This window comes from Dethiosulfovibrio faecalis (assembly GCF_021568795.1).
Taxonomy (GTDB): domain Bacteria; phylum Synergistota; class Synergistia; order Synergistales; family Dethiosulfovibrionaceae; genus Dethiosulfovibrio; species Dethiosulfovibrio faecalis.
The window spans coordinates 13,488-35,308 of sequence record NZ_JAKGUE010000010.1 but is presented as its reverse complement, the minus strand read 5'-3'; the positions used below and the strand labels follow the sequence as shown (position 1 = coordinate 35,308).

The window sequence follows — 21,821 nt, the reverse complement described above, 5'->3', positions numbered from 1 at the left end:
CCTCTTCTCGAAGGACGCCTTAGAGGAAGAGGCGTGAAGTGGTTCTGAGGTTAATATCCAAAATTATTGATCTACAAAGTGAATGTCTAACAGCTCCCAGTGATCGTTACCTTTGTAATGCATTGTTGCGATATAGCGCGTTCTGATTATTGCTCCGAAGCTGTTTTGACTGTCGACATAAGATTTTATTACCCAAGTGGAGTCGTTTAATTGTGTTGATTCTCTATCAAAGAAAGGAAAGTCCGCAGTAGATGGAGCTTTTAAGTAGTCTTTGACGAAAGTTTTAGACCATATGAAGGCTCCTATTTCATCTCCTATGTCTTTTTGGGGAACGGATGGCTTCTTATGCTGCTCCCTTGCCGAAGGCTCCACCTGGACTGGTTGGGGCTTGTCTGCTGTTGCAAAAGACACGGCTATCATGAGTGGGATGAGCACAGCCACGATTGCCCAGTCGCTTTTGCTTCCTACAGAAATATGCTCTTTTCCAAGAAGCTCTCCAGAGGAGACCTGATCATCTCTCCCATAAAGGATTTGGCGGACCAAGTCCCTGGTTTCTGGTGTAGCCCCTTCTTTGGTGATCATATGGGAGATCTCTTTGCATTTTTTGCCTGAGATTATTTTTGCCTCTCGGACCTTATAGACGATGTGGAGTAGTTCTGGAACACTGATGTTTTCAGATACTTGATAGGTTTTGAGCGGCGCCCTCTTAGACTCCTGTAGCTTGCTTTGTATGTATCTCTTGGCAATAATTGCCCCTACTGGGATAGCTATCATAGAAACAATAAAAATTGCAGTCCATAACATGAACATGAGACTCATCTCCTGCCCCTATTGTTCCCTACTAAACCGCCACCCCTGGCGATGCTGTTCCACCTATTCTTCTTCTGTCAATATTTCCTCGTAGCCAATTTTTTCTCCAATGTTTTTTAGCATAGATAGCCCGTCGTTATTCTTCTCGTCTTCGTAAATTCCCCATAAAATATCAAACGAAGGAAGATTAGGAACGAAAAAATCATCCATTTTTTTTACATCTTCAATCGAAAAATTGCGTAGTTTTTGCTCGGAAAGACTTGGATTATCCAACAAGCTGTAACAATCATTTTCAGAGAAATCATCTATAATGTTGGTTTCTTTTATCACTTGCTCGTATGTGGGGATATCTTCTTTGCACCAATGAACAAGTTCATCTCTAACTTGGGGGTTGAACTTATAACGACGATCTAAATATTCAACAACAGGAAGGATCAAAAAATGTTTTTTCGCGAGATCTCTTTCTTGGGGGATGAGTCCTAAGTTTAGTCTATATTCTTCGCGTTTTATTTTTAACGAATTCCATAATTTAAACATTTTTTGAATGTCATTTGATAGTTTGGTGCTTATCTTATTATTGCAGAAAAGCCGTTTCCCTTCTGACATGATTTTAATCAAGGCATCCATGTATTCCAGTGATTTTAGATTTGTTTGTAGTTTCCCGAGCCCCATGAAGTTACTCCATTCTCTGGCGGGGTTCGAGTAGAGGAGTTCGATATGTTGTAAGGACAGATATATAGAGAACGCCTTTTCTTTATAGTTTTCTCTTTGTTTATAATGTCGATTGATTTCTTTTCGTATTGCGAGCTCTCTCTTTGTGATGTCTATAGGTAGATCTAAATCGTCAAAGAGGGAAATCATTTCTACAGGTGATTGGTTATGGTTTTCGATAAAATCGAAGACCGCTTTTCGAATAGAATCAATGGCTTCTTGTGTATTCTGAGCTTCTTTGAAGTTAGCTTTTAACTTGTCCAGTTTTGTGTCTCTGCGGTTTTTTTCTTTTTCCCAGTCAGGAAAATCTATCGAAACTGTTTCTGGTCTTTTCTTTTTAAAAAACCACAGCTTAATCACCTTCTTTTTGTTGAAATTTTTGCTCTGTGTTTTTCCTCGCTACGCCCCTGATCGAGGCTTCCCTCCGGTCCAAACCACTTTCCCAACAATATGGAATAGCCCTTCCTCAATGTCCTCAACAGAAAAGGCCCTCGGAGGGTACTTCAACGAAGCGGATCGTAACTCTACGCCTCCGTCGTTGTGAAAATAAACCCACTTTACGGCGCAATTACTGTTCCTTCCAAAGATAACAAGTGCTGGATCTCCGTCGTACACCTCCTCTGCCGGGTTGACAAGCACATACGACCCGTCGACTATCCCCGCATCTTCCATACTGTCTCCTTCAATACGAAGCGCAAAAGGGTACTTCCCCGGATCTACCGAGATGGTCCCCACCATGGACGCTGGCAGAGGGATAAATTCCTCCGCGTCGGCGTAAATCGTAGTCATCCCCCCATTCCCGTATCCCGCACAAGCGACGACGGTTGGTTCCAGTACTGGAAATTGTCTCCATTCCTCCCGCTCGAATAGTTTTTTGAACGGGAAGGTATCGCCTGGTGGGCTGTCCTGTGGGGCTGGATCGTCGGTTTCGCCAATGAGATAAGAAACATTTGTTTTGAGTGCTTCGGCCAATCTTTTCTTAGTTTTATCAGAAGCTCCTCTTTTGCCAGTTTCAATAGAGCTGATGTGATTTTGTGCTATCCCCGCAAGCTCTCCCAGTTCCCCTTGAGACAGATCTAACTTTTCCCTTAAAAATTTCAATCGATCTCCTCTGATAAGTTTTTTCTCCATCTCTGAATATCCCATTTGCCCCACCCCCAATCACAATATCTCATTTTGTGATCTATAAGTGAACCTCCTAAAAGAGATATTTTGTACTTCTTTTAGGGATTATGTGCTTGACATATCACTTTAAGAGATATATTCTCTTGGCAAGAAGGGAGGTGGTTGTCTGTGGACGCAAAGGGAAGAAGGGGAGCCTTAATAGCTTCTCGACGGAAAGAAAGGAACCTTTCCCAAGAATCACTGGGAGAGATGGTAGGGCTCCGTCAAAATCAAATTTCTCAGATCGAAAACGGGAAAAGAGGCATCTCTGACAAGGCGCGGGTGCAAATTGCTGTCGCATTAGACCTTATGGAGATACTTACGCCTCTTGAGGCGGCAGAAATCTCAAACCCTCCCCACCCCCGGGAGAAGGAGGAGGTTACATCCGCCTGATCCCGGAGGCCGGAGGGAGGTCTCTAGCAGGGGGACTCTGCGAGGTGGTGGAGCTGCACGCCAATCTCTATCTCAGGAGCAATGAGCCGGGAGAAGTGCTGCGGTATTTGGAGGATCTGGCAGATGGCAAAGCGGATGACGTAAGCACGGTGGAATATCTGAGGACGATGCAGAAGGAAAACAGGGCCGTAGCCAGGCTTTTGGCCGATGTCGGATTTGAGGAGGAGGTGAAGTGATGAACAACGACTTAGACCTCGCGGCTCAGGACATGTTCAAGCAAAAGAACCAATGCAGGGAGCTTCTTAACCTCATCCAGTTGACCAAAGACCACATCTCTTCCGAACCGATGGATTCCTTGGTGGCCGAGGTTGCGGGATTGATCACGGGACATCTCGTCTTGCCTAAGAGGATCAAGACCAGGCCGAAATCCGGCGTAGGCATTACGAGTGAAAGGACTCTCGACATTGTCACGGCGTTCATGGAAGAAAACTCGATAGGAAGGTTGGTCAGTTCCTCCGAGATAAGGGAAAGACTGATCGAGTGGTGCTCATATTACGGAATAGTCCCGCCGGGCAGGACGAGCACAGGATTTGCGTTAAGACAGCTCGGATGGATTCCACGACGAGGATCAGGCGGACGCCGCATGTGGGCGGCAAGCTGAACAATCAAAAACGAGTTTGATAAGGAGGTGTCTAAATGCCCACGCAGGCGGCGACTTTGGAAGAGACCATAACGGCACGAGTTGCAGAGATGCTGATGCCAATTCTGATTGATGCCGTCAAATCAGGAGTAGGAACGGATCGCCTAGATTCTCTGGAAAAGTCGATAGCGTCTTTGGAAAAACGGATAGCTTCTTTCGCTGTTCAGCCGATGCTTTTGACTCCTGAAGAGGTGAGCAAGATAACCACCTACTCAATCTCGACATTGTACAGACGTGTGGAGGCAGGCAAGTTTCCCCCTCCGTTTGAAAAAGGCGCAATCACCCGTTGGAGGGCAGCGGACGTGAAGGAGTATTTCAATTCTCCTACTCGACAACCATATCACGAAGGAGGTTCAGGTAATGATGACAGAGACAGAAAGGGCAAAGCGCGCATTCGAGGCAAGCGGAACGGCGGTATTTGAGACGAGTGCAGGGCAGGTCCTTATCAAAAACGGTAGCCTCGTAGGCAAGGACGAAGCCATCTTGGAGCTTTGCGAGGCGTTGGCGGACGGAAACCGGCGGGACCCTAGACGAGATCTGATATCTCTACAAGCCATAGCGGAGACAGCCGATGTGGTGGGTAAGTAAACTCGCCAGAGTGATAAGGCGGCGTCTATTCGGTCCTAGGTGGTACGAGATCGACATGAACAGGCTAATGGTCCCCATCAAAGAAGTCCTGCCACCGGGGCAGGTGGTGAGGCTGTACCGGGAGGTAAGGAGATGAACGGAACCTGGGGAAGCATGAAGCTCAAAGAGCTCGAAGACCTTTGTTTTTTGCCATACGAAATGAAGCGTGAGTCTGCCAGAAGGGGCGAGACGAACCGGTTGAGGTTGATCGACGAATACAAAAAATCCCCCGCTTCGGTAGCCGCCGAGAGCGAGGGACAAAGCAAGATGCACCAGAACCTCATTTTAACACAAAGGAGCCGGTGAGTATGTACCTCGATCCACGGAACTATGACAGCTCCTACGACTACTACAGGGACATGGCGAATGAAATAGACAGAGACGAAAGACGGGAATCCCATATCTACGAGGAGATGGACAGAGGAATGGAGGCAGACAAATGGCGTCCTTTGCAGACGACAACCCGAATATGAAATTGGTGCCGGTACCCAACCAACCGACGGCAGTAGATGCGGTCTTCGACGATGAAGGGCAGGGACACGTTTTTGCCGAGGAGGGGCTCCCTCTGGACTACAAAGACGAAGCCTACTCCAAAGCTCAGACGGCCTTGGAGAAAGCGACTCTCAGAGCCGAAGGAGCCAAGACGGAAAAACAAAGGGCCGCGAGCATATACAAGACGCAGGAACGGACACTGCACTACAGCCAAGTCGTAGCTCAGATAGAAGACGCCAGAGTTGCGTCCATCAAAGAGCCTGGAAAAGTCTTCGTTGCCGTGGATCAGCTGGACGAACTCTTTTCAACCCGGGGCAGGACTATACCGGACATTCCTCTGGAAGAGGCGACGTTCCACTGTGCCTTCCTAAACGGCGAGAAAATCTCGGTATCGGACGCCTACGACATGGACCTCGTAGACGAATGCATGGAGGAGGTGTCGTAATGGCGATAAGCCTGAAAAGCACCAGTAGTTTAAGCGCCAACGGAGTAAAAGTTCTGGTCTACGGTGCCGCCGGAGCGGGGAAAACCTCCCTTATCAAGACACTGCCTAACCCGATCATCCTGTCGGCGGAAGGTGGCCTTTTATCTCTTCAGGGGACGGAGATCCCATATATAGAGATCTCCAATATGGGAGACCTGGGTGATGCCTACCAGTGGGTAACAGGTTCGGACGAGGCCAAGACATTTACCTCGGTCGCCCTGGACTCCATATCGGAAATAGCCGAAGTCGTCCTATCGGCAGAGAAAAAAACGGCCAAAGATCCGAGGCAAGCCTACGGGGCCATGCAAGACCAGATGACCGACCTGATTCGGGCCTTTCGGGATATCTCGGGGAAACACGTCTACTTCTCCGCAAAGATGGAGAAGGCCCAGGATGAGATGGGACGCATCATGTATTACCCTTCGATGCCCGGTAACAAGACCGGTCAGCAGCTTCCGTACTTCTTCGACGAAGTCCTCGCCCTACGGGTGGAGAAAGACGCCGATGGAGTATCCCAAAGAGCCCTGATGTGCGAGCCGGACGGACTCTGGACGGCAAAAGACCGATCCGGTCGGTTAGATCCCTGGGAAGTCCCAGATCTTGGGGCAATCATCAAGAAGATCGGAGGCAATTGAAATGAACTGGAGAGGCGACGGCGAGACTCTGGAATCTATGGCCGAGGAGATAGAGAAGATCAAGGCGTACATGGCAGAGGCCAAACAAAGGAAGGATGAGCTCGAGCAGAAGATATGGGATCTTTCCGGTCTCAGCTCACACTTTGAAGGAACTCATTCCATGGAGGCGGGGCGATTTGCGATCAAGGTGAAGGGCAAGATCAACAGACGAGTGGACGGCGATGCCCTCCAGAAGGTCGCACAGGAAGCGGGATTATTCGACTACCTTTCGACGCTGTTCCGATGGAAACCGGATATCAACAAGAGGGAATGGGATAAGGCAAGCCCCGAGGTAACCAACGTATTGGCTCAGGCGATTGTAGCGACGCCCGGGAAGCCATCTATAGAAATCAAGGAGGTATAAATCATGGCACTCTTAGCCCCTGAAACAACCAGAGCGATATCGGCGGTCAAGCTGGAAGAAATCGACAACTATGACCCGATCCCAGCAGGGACATACAACGCGAAAATCACAAAAGTCGAAGTCAAAGATACCAAGGCTGGTACTGGCAAATATCTCAACGTATCCCTTCAAATAACCGGACCGTCTTATCAAGGCCGGATGGTCTTCGACATCATCAACGTACAGAATCCCAGTCAAACGGCGGTGGACATCGGGATAGCGACCATGAAAAAGATAGCTGTCGCTATCGGAGAAACCACCATCCAGGACACCGATCAGATGATCGGGGCCGATGTGGAGATCAAGGTCAAGGTCAAAAACGACAAGGAATTTGGTCCCAAGAACGTGGTCAAGGACTACAAGCCGGTAGGAAGCTCCCCCACGGGATCTCCGACAAACAAGCCGACGAACAGATCGGTCGCTAACGGCTTCAGTCGCTCCGCTTCGACGCCACCGCCCCCTAGCGAAACCGGCAACGTAACGCCTCCCTGGGTAAGAGCGTAAACCATGGAGATCCCCAAAGGACCGTCCATAGCAGAGCTGATCGACGAATACCATCAGGAACACCGGGAAGGGCCGCGCCCCCATCTGGGGGCGTCCCTCCTGGGACATCCCTGCGATCGGTTCCTCTGGCTCTCGTTCCGATGGGCGGTAATCGAACAGTTCCCCGGGCGAATCCTCCGCCTCTTCAGACGGGGACAGATGGAGGAAGCGGTCATAGTGAAAGACCTGGAATCCATCGGCCTTAAAATCCACTCGACCGGAGGAGAGCAAAGTCGGGTCGACTTCGGATCTCACGTCTCCGGCTCAGTCGACGGAATCATCGAGTCCGGTGTGCCGGAAGCCCTCAAGAGCCGCCATATCCTGGAGTGCAAGACCCACGGGGCCAAGAGCTTCAAAACGCTCCAATCGAAAGGCCTCCAGGCGGCCAAGCCGATGCATTGGTGTCAGATGCAGCTCTACATGCACGGGACCAAGATCGACAGAGGGCTGTATTACGCCGTATGCAAGGACAACGACGAGATCTACACCGAGCGGGTCCATTACGACAAGCAGGCGGCTCAGATGTTAGTCGACAGAGGACACAGAATCGCCTTGGTGGAACGGATGCCAGAACCTTTGTCCACAGATCCATCGTGGTACCAGTGCCGATTCTGTCCCTGCCACGATTTTTGCTTTGGCTCCAAGACGACGAAGGAAGTCAACTGTCGGACCTGTGCCCACGTTACGCCGACGCCGGAAGGTACGTGGACCTGCGCTAGAGGCGGGAATTGCGAGATCCCTCTTGATGTCCAGAGAGAGGGGTGCGCCTATCACGTGATCCACCCGGATCTGGTTCCTTGGGAATGGCTCGGCGGATCGGAGGACGGACTATGCGCAAACTACATTATCAACGGCGTCAAATATGCGGTAGGCGAACCGGACGCCAACGTCTACAGCTCCAAGGAACTCCTAGGCATAGCGGAAGGTAGTCAGACTATAGAGGAGGTGGACGTGCCATTCTAAGAGATTACCAGCAGAGAGCTCTTGACCTGCTGTACGAATGGATGAGAGCGAACGACGGTAATCCCTGCGTAGTAATGCCTACAGGCTCGGGTAAAAGCCACGTCATAGCCGGTCTTTGCCTCGATGCTTTGCAGGGCTGGCCGGAGACTCGAATCCTCATACTCAGCCACGTCAAAGAACTCCTGGAGCAGGACGCGGACAAGATATTCAACGCCTGGCCGGAGGCTCCACTAGGGGTCTACTCGGCCGGGCTCGGCAAAAGAGACCTGGGGCGATCCATCACCGTTGCAGGGATACAGTCGGTCAGAAACAAGGCGGAGCAGCTTGGACATATCGACATGGTTATCGTCGACGAGTGCCACCTCATCTCCCACAAGAAGGAAGGGGGATACCGCCGCCTCATAGAGGACCTGACCCAGAGCAACCCCAGCCTGCGAGTGATCGGTCTTACGGCGACGCCTTACCGGCTTGGACACGGTCTCATTACCGACGAACCGGCTCTCTTTTCCACACTCATAGAACCTGTAACCATCGAGGAATTGATAAATCAAGGACACCTTGCCCCTCTCAGATCGAAACTGACCCATACGCTCCTCTCGACCGCAGGGGTTGCCACACGAGGCGGCGAATACGTGGAATCGGAGCTGCAAAAAGCGGTGAACAACGAAACGGACAACGGCTACATCGTCCAGGAAGTCCTGAAATGGGGTCGGGATAGGAAGTCATGGCTTTTTTTCTGCACCGGAGTGGATCACGCCATAGCGATGAGAGACGAGTTGAGATCCGCCGGAGTTACCGCAGAAACGATCCTGGGCAACACGCCAAAGGACGAGCGGGCGATCATTTTGCAAAGGTTCAAGGCCGGAGAGATAAGGGCGGTCACCAATAACTCGGTACTGACCACCGGTTTCGACCATCCGGGCATCGATCTTCTGGCCATGTGCCGCCCGACCAAAAGCCCCTCTCTTTATATCCAGATGGCAGGGAGGGGCATGAGGGTAAAACCTCAAGGCGGTGACTGTCTGGTACTGGACTTCGCCGGGGTCGTATCCTCCCATGGACCGATAACGAGCGTCGCACCGCCGAGACGGAAGGGCGATGGAACGGGAGAGGCTCCGGTGAAAGTCTGCGAGCAATGCCAGGAATTCTGCCATCTGTCGGCAAAGATATGCCCAGCTTGCGGGGCTCCGTTTCCGGAGATCAAGACCCCCCCCGTCAGTCTACACGGAGACGACATCATGGGGATAGAACCGCAGGAGCTTCAGATAGAAGACTGGGAATGGTCGGTCCACATGGCCAAGTCGGGAATAGAGACTTTGAAGGCGAGATACTACGGGCCTCTCTATATAAGCAAGATCGACGAATATCTTACCGTCCTACACGGCGGATATGCAGGACATCGGGCCAACAGGACCCTGCAAAGCATAGCAAAGCAGGCGGGGGCGGATATATCCCAGGCCTGGGACATCGAACAATTAGCGGAGGTGATGGGGAATGCCACCCCGCCAAGGTTTATACGCTACAAGAAAGACGGCAAGTACGACCGGGTTGTCGAAAGATCCTGGAGTGATCCCGTCGGAGCATGACGAACAGCGTTACTTCGTCCAGTGGTTCCGGAGAAGATTTCCGTCGGTACGAATCTTCGCGGTGCCTAACGGAGGAGCGAGAGGGAAGGCCACGGCGGGGAGATTGAAAGCCGAAGGAGTCTCGAAGGGAGTGCCGGATCTATGTATTCCCGAGTGGGCTTTCTGGATAGAGATGAAGCGGAGGAAGGGAGGTGTCCTGAGCCCAGAACAGAAAGACTGGCTCGAATACCTCAACGAATCTGGACATAAAGCCGTCGTCTGTCGAGGAATGGACGAGGCCATTCAAGAGGCCGAGATCCGAGCGAAGGAGGTGCGAGCGTGGCCGTTATCCCATTCCAGCAGCCGGTGAGAACCAACAACGACCCTCCGGAGCAGCAATTCAGGCAAGCTGTAGAACGGGCGGGGCTTACGTCGCCTTCCGATGTGAGGATGAACGGCAAGATCAACCGATTCCATACTGGATCAGGCAAAAAACACGATAAAAGCGGATGGTACATCTTGTTTGGAGACGGAGTTCCTGCGGGAGCTTTCGGTGATTGGAAAGAAGAATATAGCTATACATGGAGAGCCGAAATATCTCGTGAACTCTCCCCTGAAGAAGAACAAACGATAAGAGAGAACATCCGGAAAGCCAGAGAGATCAGAGAGGCGGAGCTTGCTAGGTCTCAAGCTATGGCGGCGGCTACGGTCAAAAAGATTTGGGAAGGTGCCTCCGATGCGACCGAGAATCACCCTTATTTGATCAGAAAGGGAGTCAAGAACCACGGCTTGAAAATGACGAACGGGGATAGGCGTTTGATCATCCCTGTTTACGACTCCACAGGCGAGATGGTCTCTCTCCAGTACATTGACAAAGAGGGTAACAAACAGTTCCACCCGGGGGGCAAGGTTTCAGGATGCTTCTTCATGATCCCCGGCGAAGGTTCCAAAATCTACATGGCCGAGGGCTACGCCACGGCGGCCACGATCCACGAGGTGACCGGAGCCTCGGTAATCATAGGGTATAACGCCAATAACCTCATCCCAGTAGCTCAGTCGATCCGACAGACATATCCGAATAACCCCCTGGTGATTGTCGGAGACAACGACGAATCCGGGACGGGGCAAAAATGCGCAAAAGAGGCGGCAGATAGATCGGGAGCGACGGTAATTATCCCTCCGGAACTCGGGGATGCCAACGATTACCACATGGCCGGTCATGATCTGAAAGAGCTCCTCGAGGGAACGGATAAGCCCGATTGGCTGATTCCCGTTTCCGAGTTCGTAAAGAAGCCAGCTCCCATCAAATGGCTCATAAAGGGATGGGTACAGGCCAACGCCTGCATGATGATGTTCGGTCCCTCCGGATCGGGAAAGACCTTCGTGGCCATCGACATGGCTCTCCGTATAGCCTCCGACATAGATGATTGGCAAGACAACAGGGTCAGACATGGAGGGGTGATCTATCTGGCAGGAGAAGGGCATTACGGCCTCAAGGCGAGGATAGCCGGCTGGCTATCCTACTTCGGAGTAGCTCCCAAGACGCTATCTTTATGGGTTAGTCGGGACGGCTGCGACCTCAACACCGCAGAGGGATATCGGCGGACGGTGGAAAACATCTCCAAAACTGGAATGCCGGTATCCCTGATCGTGATAGATACGCTACATAGATTCCTTCAGGGCGATGAGAATTCCGCCCAGGACGCAAAGACGATGCTGGATGCCTGTTCGAGGCTGATGAGGGAGTTCGATTGCTCCGTGTTGCTCGTACACCACACGGGAGTGGCCCAGGAAGCTCAAAAGAGGGCTAGGGGGTCTTCCGCATGGAAAGGGGCCCAGGACATCGAAATAAGCGTCTGTAACAAGGGTAGTGGAGCTATCACCGTGGAACAGACCAAGTCCAAGGATACCGAGTTGGCACAGCCGATCCAACTGCAACAAGAGGAGATCGATGTACCCGGTTGGATAGACGAGGACGGCGATCAGGTTACTACGGTCGTGTTGAGGGCGAGAGAAGAAGAAACGGACATAGAACCAAAAAAGAAGCTCCCTGAATCGTTGAATTTCGCAATGAATACCTATAGGGAAGCAGCCTATAAAAAAGGCAGACTAACCTCAAAGGGATTTTCCGGCGTCCATCTTGAAGAGTGGAGAGAGGTTTATTACGAGAGGTCGCCTCAAGATAATTCAACGGCAAAAAGACAGGCCTTTTCGAGGGGTAGAGACGGGCTTGTTAAAAAGGGAATTTTAATCGCATCTAACGATTTTTACAGGCCAACCGACGAAATTGAGGTCTCAACTATTGTCCTGTATTTGAAGGAAAACAGAGGTCAAATATAGCGTGACAAGCGTGACAAGAGCGTGACAAGTCACGGCCTGTAGCGTGACAAGCGTGACAACACCCCTTTAGGGGTGTCACGCTGTCACGGTCACGGTCACGGTATCGGAGGCTGACATGATCACTTGGGAAAAATAATTCAGAAGACGAGAAGGAAGGTCGCTGAAATGACAAGTATTAACAGTCTCAAAGACTCTATATTCGTCTTAAGAGAAAGACTGGATAAGGAATATATGGATTCCAGACGTGCAGAACTCCGTCGAGAGATCGCCGTCCTGGAGGAGCAGTTAGCCGCCGAGCGGCGAGTCCTCGAGGAGCGACAGGGGGAGCTGTTCTCATGAGCAAAATGATAGACAAAAGTGGACATTCGGGCAAGAGGCGAGTGCCTGGATACGGGCGATACATCGTCTATGAGGCTGAATTGGACTGCGAGATTATCGGGGATTTCGATACTGAGGAAGAGGCTATGAGGTGCGCTAGGAAGACCAGGAAATGGGACCGTAAAAATGGCTTCAACGAGTCCTCGATCATCGTGTTCAAGCGGATCGCCGGGGGAGAGCTCGGCGCGGATGTTGAGCTGGATGACTAGAGAAAGCGAGGTAGCGTGATGAAGACAGTACGGGACTTGATGGAGCGACTCCAAAAACTGATAGACAAGGATGAGAGTTGGCTAGATGCAGAGGTGGAGGCGCATAGTATCTATCCGCCAGATGAAAATGGGGACGACCCACATAATGGGTACGCTCTGATTATGTGGCCTAACTTTGAAATGACAAAAAAGCCAGAATCAGACTGGCACCCCAAGACAGTCAACCTGGTTTTCGTCAACGACAACCTCGGCGATTTTATGTGATTGGAGGTGGCGTGATGAGCCACACACCGGGACCGTGGGTAATTTACAGAAACAGAAAGGGCCATGTCTCGAAGATTGAGGGAAGCGGAGGGCACAGGATCTGCACATTTCAGCCGTCGGATCAGTTTGTCGAGGGGAATTCACAGATCATCGTTACAGCTCTTGAGATGCGAGACGAGATAGCACGGCTCAAGAAGGAGAAAGCCGAGCTCCTGGAGGCGCTAGAGATAGCGAAAAGCATTATAGACACACGTATAGAGACCCCTGTCGTAGCTGGGTATTCCAAAATAGAGGATGCCATCAAGAAAGCGAGGGGCGAGGAATGACCGGTATAGAGAGACCAACACCAGACGGCGACTTCCTGTACATGGTTATGAGAGATCAAAAGAACGGTATAACGATCGGATTCGAAAATGGTTCTGGGGAGATAATGCCGATCCTCGGGATTGACAACGATGGTTACCTACATCTTGCCAAGCACATTCCCGAATGGACCGGGCTGAAAGTCAATGACGAGGGGCAGATTATCCAAAAGGAGGACCTACGCCATGACCGCACCCCCTGACCGGCCCATCCTCCGCTATCCCGGTGGCAAATGGCGGTTAGCCCCGTGGATCATCTCCCATTTTCCGAGACACAACGTCTATGTCGAACCATTCGGAGGGGCCGGATCAGTGCTCCTCCGGAAGCCCCGAGCGAAGCACGGCGAGGTATTGAACGACCTCGATGCCGACGTGGTGAACCTGTTTCGAGTCCTCAGGTCCGACATGTCCAGGGAGTTGATTCGGCAGGTGGAGCTTACGCCATTCGCACGGGATGAGTTCGACGAGGCTCATGAGACTGCAGCTGACCCGGCAGAAAAGGCTAGGAGGTTATTGGTCCGTTCCTTCATGGGGCAGGGATATTGCATCCTCTACGAGAACAACGGGTTTCGGTCCAAACGGAGCGGAGATAAGAACCCGGCACATGACTGGGTGAGTATTCCCCCTCATATCCGGAAGGTCGTTAGCCGGTTGAAAGGCGTGGTCATAGAGAGCCGTCCAGCCTTAGAGATCCTGGATAGATACGACGGTCCAGATGTCTTGTTTTACATCGATCCTCCATATCCTCACAGTACCAGGACGGACAACGGGACAAAGGCTTATCGCCATGAGCTGACCGACGACGATCATGTGGAATTGGCCGAGGCTCTCCATAGGTTGCAGGGTAATGTGATCGTCTCGGGCTACCGTTGTCCTCTCTATGAGGATCTGTATCAGGGCTGGACGATGGATCAGCGGAGGACAATGGCAGACCGGGCTGTGGAGCGAACCGAGTGCATCTGGATGAGCCCAGGCGTGGCGTTGCAGGGCAGGTTGTTTGAGGAGGCGATGTAGATGGGTGCCCCGTTACTTGACATAAAACCCGAAAGCATACGAGCTACTTTACACGATCGATGTCAAGTAGGCCTATTCGGATGTAGTCAGATGTCAAGTGAACGAGGTGATTTAGCGTAACACTAGCCTGGGGTGGCGAAAGCCGCCGTGCGATCGGGGATGATCGAGCGGCGGCATTATCTGTGAGGAGGCGATGACCAGTATGGGACAGGTCGAACGGCTGACTGGAATAATAGAGCTGTTGATCCAGAGACATCCGCGACCGGCTGATGTTTTGCTGGGAGTAGTGCCTCCTCCGACCGACGATGAGTGGCTGGAGATGCTTCGTGTTGCTCCTGATGATCTGGGTGTTCGGGTTCGGACAAATCCATACACTGATCGGATACTCTCGGAGGTCATAAAACTGGATGAGATCCACCGGCTTATCGACGCTACTGGTTGGGAGTCCATCACCGAAGCGGCCAGGGCGATAAAGGAGTTCTTCGCCGAGGACTGGAAGGTGTTTTGTCTCCATTGTCGCTTTGTTCGTGGAGAGTCCAGAATAAGCGACGCCTCTTCCCTTCAGAAAGTATCCCGCCGGGTGGGGCTATCTCCGAACACGGTGTCCAGGAAGCGCAAAGAGATACCGAGGAGGATAGCCCGTGACGCCCTCAGCGGGTTTCAGGCCGCCATGAAATGGTGACTATAGAATGCTTCATACGTACTCTCTAGGAGCGTTGATATTGCATGATATCGGCGTATGATGATAACGTGAAAGTCAGCTCGGGAGTGCAGGCCCGACTTGCCCGATAGATGGCCCTTACCAATCACAGGTAGGGGCCTTCGTCTCTCTCTGGCAAATTCGCGTCGTCTAGGCCGTCCTTTTGTTTTTTTTGAGATTCCTCTTCTTCCTCTTCGTTTCTTTCTTCCACGGTCTTTTTCTTCTTTTTGACTAGATCATCGCTGATGCTTTGTTGGATTGTCGCTTGATATTGGGCCCCTTCTTGATCTTGTTTTTCTTTTAAACGCTTATCTTCTTTTTTTCTGTTCTCTTCCTCTTCCTTTACTTCGCTAGAAACGCCTAAGGAAGGTTCTTGAGAAATAATTGATGACTCAGTTTCGTAATCATTGTCGCACTCCCATTTGGTAGCGTCTTTTATTTTACATCCTTTGGGTTCATGAAATTTTGCATGCTCGCATGTTGGAAGGCATTCTTCCTTAGTGTTGCTTAGACAGCGATCGTGAGGTTGCCTGTAAGACTCTTTGTCCATTTTATCCTCTCCTTATTAGGGTATGGGCATATTGTAGGGGAGTAGTTGCGGAAAAAACAAATCGATTCCAGAAGAATTTTTAGGAGGTGACCGCCGTGGCAAAGAAGAAGCTCACTGCTAAACAAAAAGCGTTTGTCTCTGAGTATCTCGTCGACCTGAACGCCACGGCGGCGGCCATCCGGGCCGGTTACTCTGAGAGAAGTGCCAGGAAGATAGGCGCAAACCTGCTGACCTTGCCCCATATCCAGGCGGCTATCCAAGAGGCGATGACGGAGCGTCGGGAGCGGGTTGAGGTTACGCAGGATTATGTCCTCACCAGACTCAAAGCGGAGGCTGAGTTGAAGGGCAAGGGTGCGTCGCACGTGGGCAGGATTCGAGCCCTGGAATTGCTCGGCAAGCACCTGGGGATGTTCGTGGATCGGTCCAAGATAGACGTGGAAGGGGGGCTGGAGATCTATGTGAGCTATGGCGATGAAAAGGGTAACGATTGAGTTCAATTCGATTTTTCGGGTAGCAAACAACTGCCGGAAGCGATATCGGGTCCTAAAGGGGTCAGCCGGGTCGGGGAAATCCGTCAATATAGCTCAGGACTACGTCCTAAAACTGATGGATCCTCGGTACAAGGGAGCGAACCTGTTGGTGGTCAGGAAGGTGGAGGGCTCCAACAAAGACTCCACCTATGCCGAGCTTCTTGGGGCGATCTCTCGCACCTGTGGAGATAAAGCAGACCTGATCTGGGACACCACCACAAACCCTCTCCAGATGACCTGCCGGATCACCGGAAGCCGGATCATTTTCCGAGGTATGAACGACGCCAGACAGAGGGAGAAGGTCAAGTCCATTACCTTTCCGACAGGTAAGCTCACTTGGATCTGGATCGAGGAGGCAACAGAGCTGGAGGAGTCGGACGTGGACATTCTGGACGACCGTCTAAGGGGTCTCCTGGATAATCCAAATCTCTACTATCAGATCACCTTCACCTTTAACCCGGTGAGTGCCTCTCACTGGATCAAACGGAAATACTTCGACATCACCTCGCCGGATATCTTCACCCACCATTCTACGTATCTGGACAACCGATTCATCGATGAGGCGTATCACCGCCGCATGGAGCTCCGTCAGGTCCAAGATCCCGACGGCTATCGGGTGTATGGGCTGGGCGAGTGGGGCGAAACTGGCGGCCTGATCCTCTCTCGTTACGTAGTGGAAGATTTCTGTCGGGACAAGGGTCGTTTCGACTTTATGGTCCACTCTCAGGACTTCGGTTTCAACCATGCCAATGCAATCCTGACGGTAGGGTTCAGGGACGGCGAGCTTTATATCTGCGACGAGATCTACGTCTACGAGCACGACACGACGGAGATCATCGAGATAGCCCGCAAAAGGGGATTGGATAAGCATCTTCGTATGTGGTGTGACTCAGCCGAGCCGGATCGGATCAAGATGTGGCGGAAGGCTGGATATAAAGCACTAGCCGTAAAGAAGGAGTCTGGGAGCGTCAGGGCCCAGATAGATTATTTGAAGGGACTGAAGATCCACATACACCCCGATTGTCGCTGGACCTTGAAGGAGATCCAGTCGTGGAGATGGAGGAAGGACGGAAGAACCGGACTTTATGCCGACGAGCCGGTGGAGTTCTTCGACGACGCTATGGCGGCTTTAAGGTACAGCGTCGAGGACCTGCGTAGGAGAAAGGCTAAAGGTAAACCTCGCTCCGGTGGCTCTCGCATAGCTCCCAACCTTTTCGGATAGAAAGGAGGTGTCTTTTTGGCAGAGGTGAAAGAGAAATCCAAGGTATTTGGGTTCGGGTATTCCGATCTGGCGATGCAACTCATGAGCGCTATGGATCAGCCTGTGGCGAACAACGACTACAAGGCATCTCAGTACAAGGAGATGCTGAACGACGAGACCATAGGGACCGGAATGGAATACCTATGTTATTCCATCGTCGGCAAGATCCGGGGCTACTCCCATCCCGACGAAAAGATAAAAGACCTGATAGATAACTGCCAGATGTCACTCAGGGGGACATTGGAGGAAGCCAGGCGAAGCCTTTTAGAAAACGGGCTCGGATACGGATTCGGCGTATCCGAGTTTTCTCTTTTTGAGAATAACGGGGCTTTGTCTTTATCGTCCCTCCAGTCATACGATCCCCAGACGTTGAAATTTATCTTCGGCAAGGGGGAGGATAACGCTATCAGAATAGCGAAGATCAGACAGTCGGCGGGGGGCAAGGACTTGGATATCCCCGTCGAAAAATGTGTTGTCTACCGCCACGGGACTGGGAGTACCCCCTACGGAAGATCTCGGCTTCGACGGTGCTGGAGGTGGTATGCCTTCAAACGAGCGATACCGAAGTTTTGGGCGGTGGCTCTGGAAAGGTTTGGAATGCCCGCGCTTGTAGGAAAATCTGAGGATACGGAGCAGATGGACAAGATCCTTAGCGGGGCTCATTCAAAATCACATTTTGCCATAGGGCTGGAAGACGAGATTTCTACGCTTAACGGAGGAACTTCAGGGAACGGTACGACGATGGGGACAGGATACGAGCAGGCGCTATCTTTCTGCAACAAGATGCTCTACCGAGCGATGTTCCTCCCCTCCCTCCTGGAAGGCGGCGAGGGCGGAGGATCTTATTCTCTTGGGGCGATACACTGGCGGATGTTCAACGACGCTTGCCTCTGGCTTGCTCGTGAGCTTGCAGAGGTGGAGATAGAGCAACTATGGCGTCCGATCATCGAGTGGAACTTTGGTCCTCAAGAAAGCTACGGTGAGCTGGATGTATCGGACTCTGGGACTCCGGACGAAAAGAAGATCATGTCCGAGGTGTTCTTGAACGCCGTCAACGGCGGATACATCTACCCTGATGAAGGGGATGCCGAATGGATGCGAGAGCGTCTTGGTTTCCCTGAAGAGCCGGAGGGTGGTGAGGCGGTACCATGGCGGTCCAGACTTTTGCGGAACAACTCTCTCGCTGGAAGCAAGGAGAGCGAAATGACACCCTCGAAGCCAGAGTAAAGGCCCTCCGACGGACAGGGCGAACCCATGCCAGGCTATGGAAGCACGTCACGGCGAAAGCATGGAAGGCGGTAAAGCCCTGGATAGATAAGGCAGTCAAGGAAGGTAAAGACGGAGGCATCCCCATGGGGGACAACGGGCCAGAGATAGAGAAAGCTCTCATGTCCGGGATGCGTAACGCGGTAGAGGCCGGATACAGACAAAGCAAAAGAACAATCCGGGAGATAACGAAGACTGTCTCCCTGTCGGACGACTGGAACGATGTGTTACCGGAAGAGGCGTTGTCTTGGCTTGACCGGTATGTTCCAGAGCTGGCGAGAGTATACGAGAACGCCGTCCTGGAAGAGGTCCGAGAGGTTATCTCCAGATCCTTGCGGGAAGGCGTGACGAATAGTTTGACTGCGACGGAACTGGGGAGAGTCAACCGCCAACTTTCAAGGTTCGCCCGAAGTCGACTGGAGTGCATATCCAGGACCGAGGCGATGAGGGCCTATTCCATGGGGTCTCTCCGGTCGGCGATAGACTCGGAGGCCGTGGTTGGATTTGAGTTTTCTGCGGTACTGGATAGCCGGACCTCGGAGATATGCCACGCCAGGGAAGGAATGCGCTTCCGCATAAATGACCCACGGCTTGCACACAACACGCCGCCTCTCCATCCCAATTGTCGGAGTGTCCTCCTCCCCCTGACGGCGGAGGAGTTCCCGGATGGGATAGAGGAAGACACCAGGATAGATAGATTGCCGGATTCCACACAGCGACCGATAGATATAGAGGCAGTTAGGAGCGTGCTAAGTTTTAATGGTAAAATGACTGGTATGAAGAATATCGATATCGTGATCGATAGCTTGACGTCGTGTCTTTTGTTTAGAGCTACAGGCAAAAAGGTAGAAACCGAGTTCTCCCCGGCGACCCCTTCTAACCTGAAGGCTTTGAAGAAAAAAGGTTGGAAGTTCAATTGGGAAAAGGAACTTGGTGAAGGCCGAGAGGTTATTCAGCTCACGTTGGAAGGTGAATATGAGATCCAGGGATTAGTTTCTTTGGAACCTCAGCCAAGCGGAGGGTGCGTTTATGTGCATCTGGCTGAGTCTGCACCTCACAACATAGGTAAAAATGGTAAAATGGAAGGGGTAGGAGCGCATCTTTTTGCGATAGCGGCTCAGCTGAGCGAAGAAAAAGGATTTGAGGGATTCGTTGCGTTTGAATCAAAGACGAATCTTATCGATCATTATCGTGATAAGCTGGGGGCGAAGCAGCTCGGTAACTCCACTCGGATGTTTATCGACGAATCTTCTGCCAGAAAATTGATAGATACGTATATGCATGGAAGGAGGGTCCAGGATGATTGACACAAAAGTTGTCAAGTACATAAAAGAATATGGTACTTTGGACAAAGTACTTGCCGATGGGCGTTTAACCATGGATTCTCGGGGGGCTGCTCCACACATACGAGTTCGAGATCTTGCTCGATGGTGTGAAAGTCAAGGGAGGGCTACGAGTTCTCTTTCTAAAAAGGAGATAGACGCCTTTTCATACTGAGTGATAAAGCCTCTCTTTCATGAGGGGCTTTTTTTGTTCTAAAGAGGAGGAGTCGCAATGAAGCTTGAAACGAAAGAGCTTGTCCTGGCGGCGATATATGCAGAGTACCAAAAAGACCTGCCTCAAATGGAGAACATCAGCCCCGAGTCTATTGGGATCGATTCTCAGGTTTTTAACGTGGCGATCTGCAAACTCGAGAATGAGGAGTATATCAGGGACGCTGTTATGGTTTTTGCGGGGGAGGAAGCGTTCCCAGTAGTCGTCCGAACCTCTAAGGTTAAGATAACCAATGCTGGAATCGAATACGTCGAAAGGCTTTTTGAGATAGAAAGATCTTCTCGCCGATATGACAAGCTGCGCAAGGTGACAGAAAAGCTGGTGGATAACGTTGCTTCACAATTCCTCATCGGCTATATAACGCAGATCCTCGCAGGATTCTAAATAAAATATCTATTACGCAAGAGCTGTTTCCTCTTCTTTGAGAGGCGGCTCTTTTTTTGTGCAAAAAAAAGGAGGGTCGGCATATGCCGGAACTATTGACGACACAGGCGATATCTCTGTCGGAGGAGTTGCTGTACAACGCCTTGCCGATAGGGAAGTTTCACGATCCGAGATATGGGGAGGTCAACATAACACCGGACTTGGTGACAGGCTTGGCGGCAAACATGGGGAAAGCCCCCTCGTATCCTCCTCCTGTCAAGATCGGACACGGCGACGGAGCACCGAGCCCCGGAGTGGTGAAGGAAGCTATAGCGAAACCGGATGGTTTGTACCTCCGGATGGAGGTGGACGACAAAGCGGCAGAAGAGATCAGGAACGGGCGATATCGGTACATGAGCGCCGAATATACGCCGGACTATACGGACAAGAAGACGGGCAAGAAGGTGGGGGCGGCTCTCCTCGGTGTCGCACTGGTGAACCAACCAGGACATCCGGGAGTGAAGCCCCTATTTTTGAGCGACAGCGGAGCATGGGAGCAGGGGGAATCTACGGAACCGATGAACGACCCGGCTCCGGCCCCTGACGACAACGAGAAAGGTGGCAAAAACATGGACCCGGAGAAGATAAAAGAGCTAGAGGCGAAACTGGCAGAGCTGGAGGCCAAGAACAAGGAGCTGTCCGATAAGGCGGAGGAGAGCAAAAAGCTGGCGGACGCTTCGGAGGCGGAAGCGGAAAGGCTCCGGAAGGCAAAGCACGAGGCAGATGTAAAGGCTTTCTGCGACGGCTGGGTGGGGAAAGGCGTTCCTCCGGTCGTCATGGACAAGATCCGTCCTGTGCTGATGGCTGACGACAGCAAAGTTATCAAGCTATCCGATGACAAGCAGACGGATCTCAAGACCCTGTTGAACGACGTCCTGGGATCTGTACCGAAGATCTCCCTATCCGCCATGGGCGACCCTGCGGCAGAGGCGAAGGTCGAGGCTACGAAAGCGATTGAGCTGGGAGACAATATAGCGGCTTGCGCGAACGGGCCGAAGGAGGAGGAATAATCATGGGTGTACCGAACTACGGAAAAGTAGGGGAATCCCCCAGGATCAAGGCCCTGATCGTTGGGGCCCTGGACGCGGCTACAAGGGCGGTTGGCATCGTAGCCAACGCGGGAGAGACAGAGGTCTCCTTCGAGAAGGGAGCCATCCTCGCCAAGGGGTCGGACGGAAAATATACCCTCCTGGCGGTGGCAGATCTCGACACGGCTATAGCGGCTTTCCCCGGGGAGACTTTCGCTCTCCTGGAGGAACCGGTCACGATCGCCGCTACGTCGGAAGTAAGCGCGCAGGTAGTTTTGAGGGCAGAGATCGCTAAAGATCTGGTCCTCTTGGAGTCCACGGCGTTCGAGGAGCTTGAAGCCGCTGTCCAGGCGAAGGTTGAAAATCTCTTGCTTGGGTCGGGGCTCATCCCCAGGACGATAAAGAGATAAAGA

The 21,821-nt window shown here is 51.8% G+C and carries 33 protein-coding genes; 29 read left to right on the top strand and 4 right to left on the bottom strand.

Annotation, left to right across the window (positions count from 1 at the left end; genetic code table 11):
* Nucleotides 1-63: 63 nt before the first annotated feature.
* The 3 genes from L2W58_RS08245 to L2W58_RS08235 all read right to left on the bottom strand — a co-directional run bounded on the left by L2W58_RS08245 (nucleotide 64) and on the right by L2W58_RS08235 (nucleotide 2,667).
* A complete protein-coding gene (locus tag L2W58_RS08245; protein ID WP_236102874.1) occupies nucleotides 64-810 on the bottom strand; it encodes a hypothetical protein in 747 nt (248 codons plus the stop codon).
* 63 nt (nucleotides 811-873) lie between these two features.
* Nucleotides 874-1,881: a hypothetical protein gene (locus L2W58_RS08240; protein ID WP_236102873.1), complete on the bottom strand. Its 1,008-nt coding sequence runs from the start codon at nucleotides 1,879-1,881 to the stop codon at nucleotides 874-876.
* 39 nt (nucleotides 1,882-1,920) lie between these two features.
* Nucleotides 1,921-2,667, bottom strand: coding sequence for a LexA family protein (locus tag L2W58_RS08235; RefSeq protein ID WP_236102872.1), 747 nt, complete (start codon nucleotides 2,665-2,667; stop codon nucleotides 1,921-1,923).
* Nucleotides 2,668-2,814: 147 nt separating this feature from the next.
* On the opposite strand from L2W58_RS08235, the gene L2W58_RS08230 reads away from it, so the two are divergent.
* The 22 genes from L2W58_RS08230 (at nucleotide 2,815) to L2W58_RS08125 (ending at nucleotide 14,778) form a co-directional block, all read left to right on the top strand.
* Entirely contained in the window at nucleotides 2,815-3,078 is a 264-nt protein-coding gene (locus tag L2W58_RS08230) for a helix-turn-helix domain-containing protein (RefSeq protein WP_236102871.1), read from the top strand.
* Nucleotides 3,079-3,122: 44 nt separating this feature from the next.
* Nucleotides 3,123-3,314, top strand: a complete 192-nt coding sequence (locus L2W58_RS08225; protein WP_236102870.1) for a hypothetical protein — start codon at nucleotides 3,123-3,125, stop codon at nucleotides 3,312-3,314.
* Complete coding sequence (locus L2W58_RS08220; RefSeq protein WP_236102869.1) at nucleotides 3,314-3,739, top strand: hypothetical protein; 426 nt, start codon at nucleotides 3,314-3,316, stop codon at nucleotides 3,737-3,739. The genes L2W58_RS08225 and L2W58_RS08220 overlap by 1 nt, the downstream gene beginning before the upstream one ends.
* Nucleotides 3,740-3,774: 35 nt before the next feature.
* Nucleotides 3,775-4,200 (top strand): helix-turn-helix transcriptional regulator, encoded by a 426-nt coding sequence (locus L2W58_RS08215; protein WP_236102868.1) that lies wholly within the window; start codon nucleotides 3,775-3,777, stop codon nucleotides 4,198-4,200.
* Between the two features lie 149 nt (nucleotides 4,201-4,349).
* On the top strand, nucleotides 4,350-4,502 hold the full coding sequence (locus tag L2W58_RS08210) for a hypothetical protein (protein WP_236102867.1): 153 nt from the start codon (nucleotides 4,350-4,352) through the stop codon (nucleotides 4,500-4,502).
* A complete protein-coding gene (locus L2W58_RS08205; RefSeq protein WP_236102866.1) occupies nucleotides 4,499-4,711 on the top strand; it encodes a hypothetical protein in 213 nt (70 codons plus the stop codon). The genes L2W58_RS08210 and L2W58_RS08205 overlap by 4 nt, the downstream gene beginning before the upstream one ends.
* Before the next feature lie 2 nt (nucleotides 4,712-4,713).
* Nucleotides 4,714-4,878, top strand: a complete 165-nt coding sequence (locus L2W58_RS08200; RefSeq protein ID WP_236102865.1) for a hypothetical protein — start codon at nucleotides 4,714-4,716, stop codon at nucleotides 4,876-4,878.
* Entirely contained in the window at nucleotides 4,845-5,342 is a 498-nt protein-coding gene (locus L2W58_RS08195) for a hypothetical protein (RefSeq protein ID WP_236102864.1), read from the top strand. Before L2W58_RS08200 ends, L2W58_RS08195 begins: the two co-directional genes overlap by 34 nt.
* Nucleotides 5,342-6,016, top strand: coding sequence for an ATP-binding protein (locus L2W58_RS08190; protein ID WP_236102863.1), 675 nt, complete (start codon nucleotides 5,342-5,344; stop codon nucleotides 6,014-6,016). Before L2W58_RS08195 ends, L2W58_RS08190 begins: the two co-directional genes overlap by 1 nt.
* A gap of 1 nt (nucleotide 6,017) precedes the next feature.
* Nucleotides 6,018-6,419, top strand: coding sequence for a DUF7173 family protein (locus tag L2W58_RS08185; RefSeq protein ID WP_236102862.1), 402 nt, complete (start codon nucleotides 6,018-6,020; stop codon nucleotides 6,417-6,419).
* A gap of 3 nt (nucleotides 6,420-6,422) precedes the next feature.
* Nucleotides 6,423-6,962, top strand: a complete 540-nt coding sequence (locus tag L2W58_RS08180; RefSeq protein ID WP_236102861.1) for a DUF669 domain-containing protein — start codon at nucleotides 6,423-6,425, stop codon at nucleotides 6,960-6,962.
* Nucleotides 6,963-6,965: 3 nt separating this feature from the next.
* The gene (locus tag L2W58_RS08175) at nucleotides 6,966-7,964 is read left to right on the top strand and encodes a hypothetical protein (RefSeq protein ID WP_236102860.1); all 999 of its coding nucleotides are present in this window, start codon (nucleotides 6,966-6,968) and stop codon (nucleotides 7,962-7,964) included.
* Nucleotides 7,958-9,550, top strand: a complete 1,593-nt coding sequence (locus tag L2W58_RS08170; protein WP_338033079.1) for a DEAD/DEAH box helicase — start codon at nucleotides 7,958-7,960, stop codon at nucleotides 9,548-9,550. Before L2W58_RS08175 ends, L2W58_RS08170 begins: the two co-directional genes overlap by 7 nt.
* On the top strand, nucleotides 9,531-9,899 hold the full coding sequence (locus tag L2W58_RS08165) for a VRR-NUC domain-containing protein (protein WP_236102858.1): 369 nt from the start codon (nucleotides 9,531-9,533) through the stop codon (nucleotides 9,897-9,899). The genes L2W58_RS08170 and L2W58_RS08165 overlap by 20 nt, the downstream gene beginning before the upstream one ends.
* Nucleotides 9,869-11,869, top strand: a complete 2,001-nt coding sequence (locus L2W58_RS08160) for an AAA family ATPase (protein ID WP_236102857.1) — start codon at nucleotides 9,869-9,871, stop codon at nucleotides 11,867-11,869. Before L2W58_RS08165 ends, L2W58_RS08160 begins: the two co-directional genes overlap by 31 nt.
* Nucleotides 11,870-11,992: 123 nt before the next feature.
* Nucleotides 11,993-12,208, top strand: coding sequence for a hypothetical protein (locus tag L2W58_RS08155; protein ID WP_236102856.1), 216 nt, complete (start codon nucleotides 11,993-11,995; stop codon nucleotides 12,206-12,208).
* A complete protein-coding gene (locus tag L2W58_RS08150) occupies nucleotides 12,205-12,456 on the top strand; it encodes a hypothetical protein (protein WP_236102855.1) in 252 nt (83 codons plus the stop codon). The genes L2W58_RS08155 and L2W58_RS08150 overlap by 4 nt, the downstream gene beginning before the upstream one ends.
* A gap of 18 nt (nucleotides 12,457-12,474) precedes the next feature.
* On the top strand, nucleotides 12,475-12,720 hold the full coding sequence (locus L2W58_RS08145) for a hypothetical protein (protein ID WP_236102854.1): 246 nt from the start codon (nucleotides 12,475-12,477) through the stop codon (nucleotides 12,718-12,720).
* Between the two features lie 14 nt (nucleotides 12,721-12,734).
* Nucleotides 12,735-13,046 (top strand): hypothetical protein, encoded by a 312-nt coding sequence (locus L2W58_RS08140; RefSeq protein ID WP_236102853.1) that lies wholly within the window; start codon nucleotides 12,735-12,737, stop codon nucleotides 13,044-13,046.
* Nucleotides 13,043-13,285 (top strand): hypothetical protein, encoded by a 243-nt coding sequence (locus L2W58_RS08135; RefSeq protein ID WP_236102852.1) that lies wholly within the window; start codon nucleotides 13,043-13,045, stop codon nucleotides 13,283-13,285. The genes L2W58_RS08140 and L2W58_RS08135 overlap by 4 nt, the downstream gene beginning before the upstream one ends.
* Nucleotides 13,269-14,096, top strand: coding sequence for a DNA adenine methylase (locus L2W58_RS08130; RefSeq protein ID WP_236102851.1), 828 nt, complete (start codon nucleotides 13,269-13,271; stop codon nucleotides 14,094-14,096). Before L2W58_RS08135 ends, L2W58_RS08130 begins: the two co-directional genes overlap by 17 nt.
* A 193-nt stretch (nucleotides 14,097-14,289) precedes the next feature.
* Nucleotides 14,290-14,778 carry a hypothetical protein gene (locus tag L2W58_RS08125; RefSeq protein WP_236102850.1) on the top strand — a complete coding sequence of 163 codons (489 nt, stop codon included), beginning with the start codon at nucleotides 14,290-14,292 and terminating at the stop codon, nucleotides 14,776-14,778.
* Between the two features lie 124 nt (nucleotides 14,779-14,902).
* On the opposite strand, the gene L2W58_RS08120 is transcribed toward L2W58_RS08125, so the two are convergent.
* Complete coding sequence (locus L2W58_RS08120) at nucleotides 14,903-15,346, bottom strand: hypothetical protein (protein WP_236102849.1); 444 nt, start codon at nucleotides 15,344-15,346, stop codon at nucleotides 14,903-14,905.
* Nucleotides 15,347-15,441: 95 nt separating this feature from the next.
* On the opposite strand from L2W58_RS08120, the gene L2W58_RS08115 reads away from it, so the two are divergent.
* The 7 genes from L2W58_RS08115 (at nucleotide 15,442) to L2W58_RS08085 (ending at nucleotide 21,818) form a co-directional block, all read left to right on the top strand.
* Nucleotides 15,442-15,837 (top strand): terminase small subunit, encoded by a 396-nt coding sequence (locus L2W58_RS08115; protein ID WP_236102848.1) that lies wholly within the window; start codon nucleotides 15,442-15,444, stop codon nucleotides 15,835-15,837.
* Complete coding sequence (locus tag L2W58_RS08110; RefSeq protein WP_236102847.1) at nucleotides 15,812-17,098, top strand: PBSX family phage terminase large subunit; 1,287 nt, start codon at nucleotides 15,812-15,814, stop codon at nucleotides 17,096-17,098. The genes L2W58_RS08115 and L2W58_RS08110 overlap by 26 nt, the downstream gene beginning before the upstream one ends.
* Before the next feature lie 24 nt (nucleotides 17,099-17,122).
* A complete protein-coding gene (locus tag L2W58_RS08105) occupies nucleotides 17,123-18,364 on the top strand; it encodes a phage portal protein family protein (protein ID WP_236102929.1) in 1,242 nt (413 codons plus the stop codon).
* Nucleotides 18,286-19,710: a minor capsid protein gene (locus tag L2W58_RS08100; protein WP_236102846.1), complete on the top strand. Its 1,425-nt coding sequence runs from the start codon at nucleotides 18,286-18,288 to the stop codon at nucleotides 19,708-19,710. Before L2W58_RS08105 ends, L2W58_RS08100 begins: the two co-directional genes overlap by 79 nt.
* 247 nt (nucleotides 19,711-19,957) lie before the next feature.
* The gene (locus L2W58_RS08095; protein WP_236102845.1) at nucleotides 19,958-20,341 is read left to right on the top strand and encodes a YjcQ family protein; all 384 of its coding nucleotides are present in this window, start codon (nucleotides 19,958-19,960) and stop codon (nucleotides 20,339-20,341) included.
* Nucleotides 20,342-20,424: 83 nt separating this feature from the next.
* The gene (locus tag L2W58_RS08090; RefSeq protein WP_236102844.1) at nucleotides 20,425-21,390 is read left to right on the top strand and encodes a phage protease; all 966 of its coding nucleotides are present in this window, start codon (nucleotides 20,425-20,427) and stop codon (nucleotides 21,388-21,390) included.
* 2 nt (nucleotides 21,391-21,392) lie between these two features.
* On the top strand, nucleotides 21,393-21,818 hold the full coding sequence (locus L2W58_RS08085; RefSeq protein ID WP_236102843.1) for a hypothetical protein: 426 nt from the start codon (nucleotides 21,393-21,395) through the stop codon (nucleotides 21,816-21,818).
* The last annotated feature ends 3 nt before the right edge of the window (nucleotides 21,819-21,821 follow it).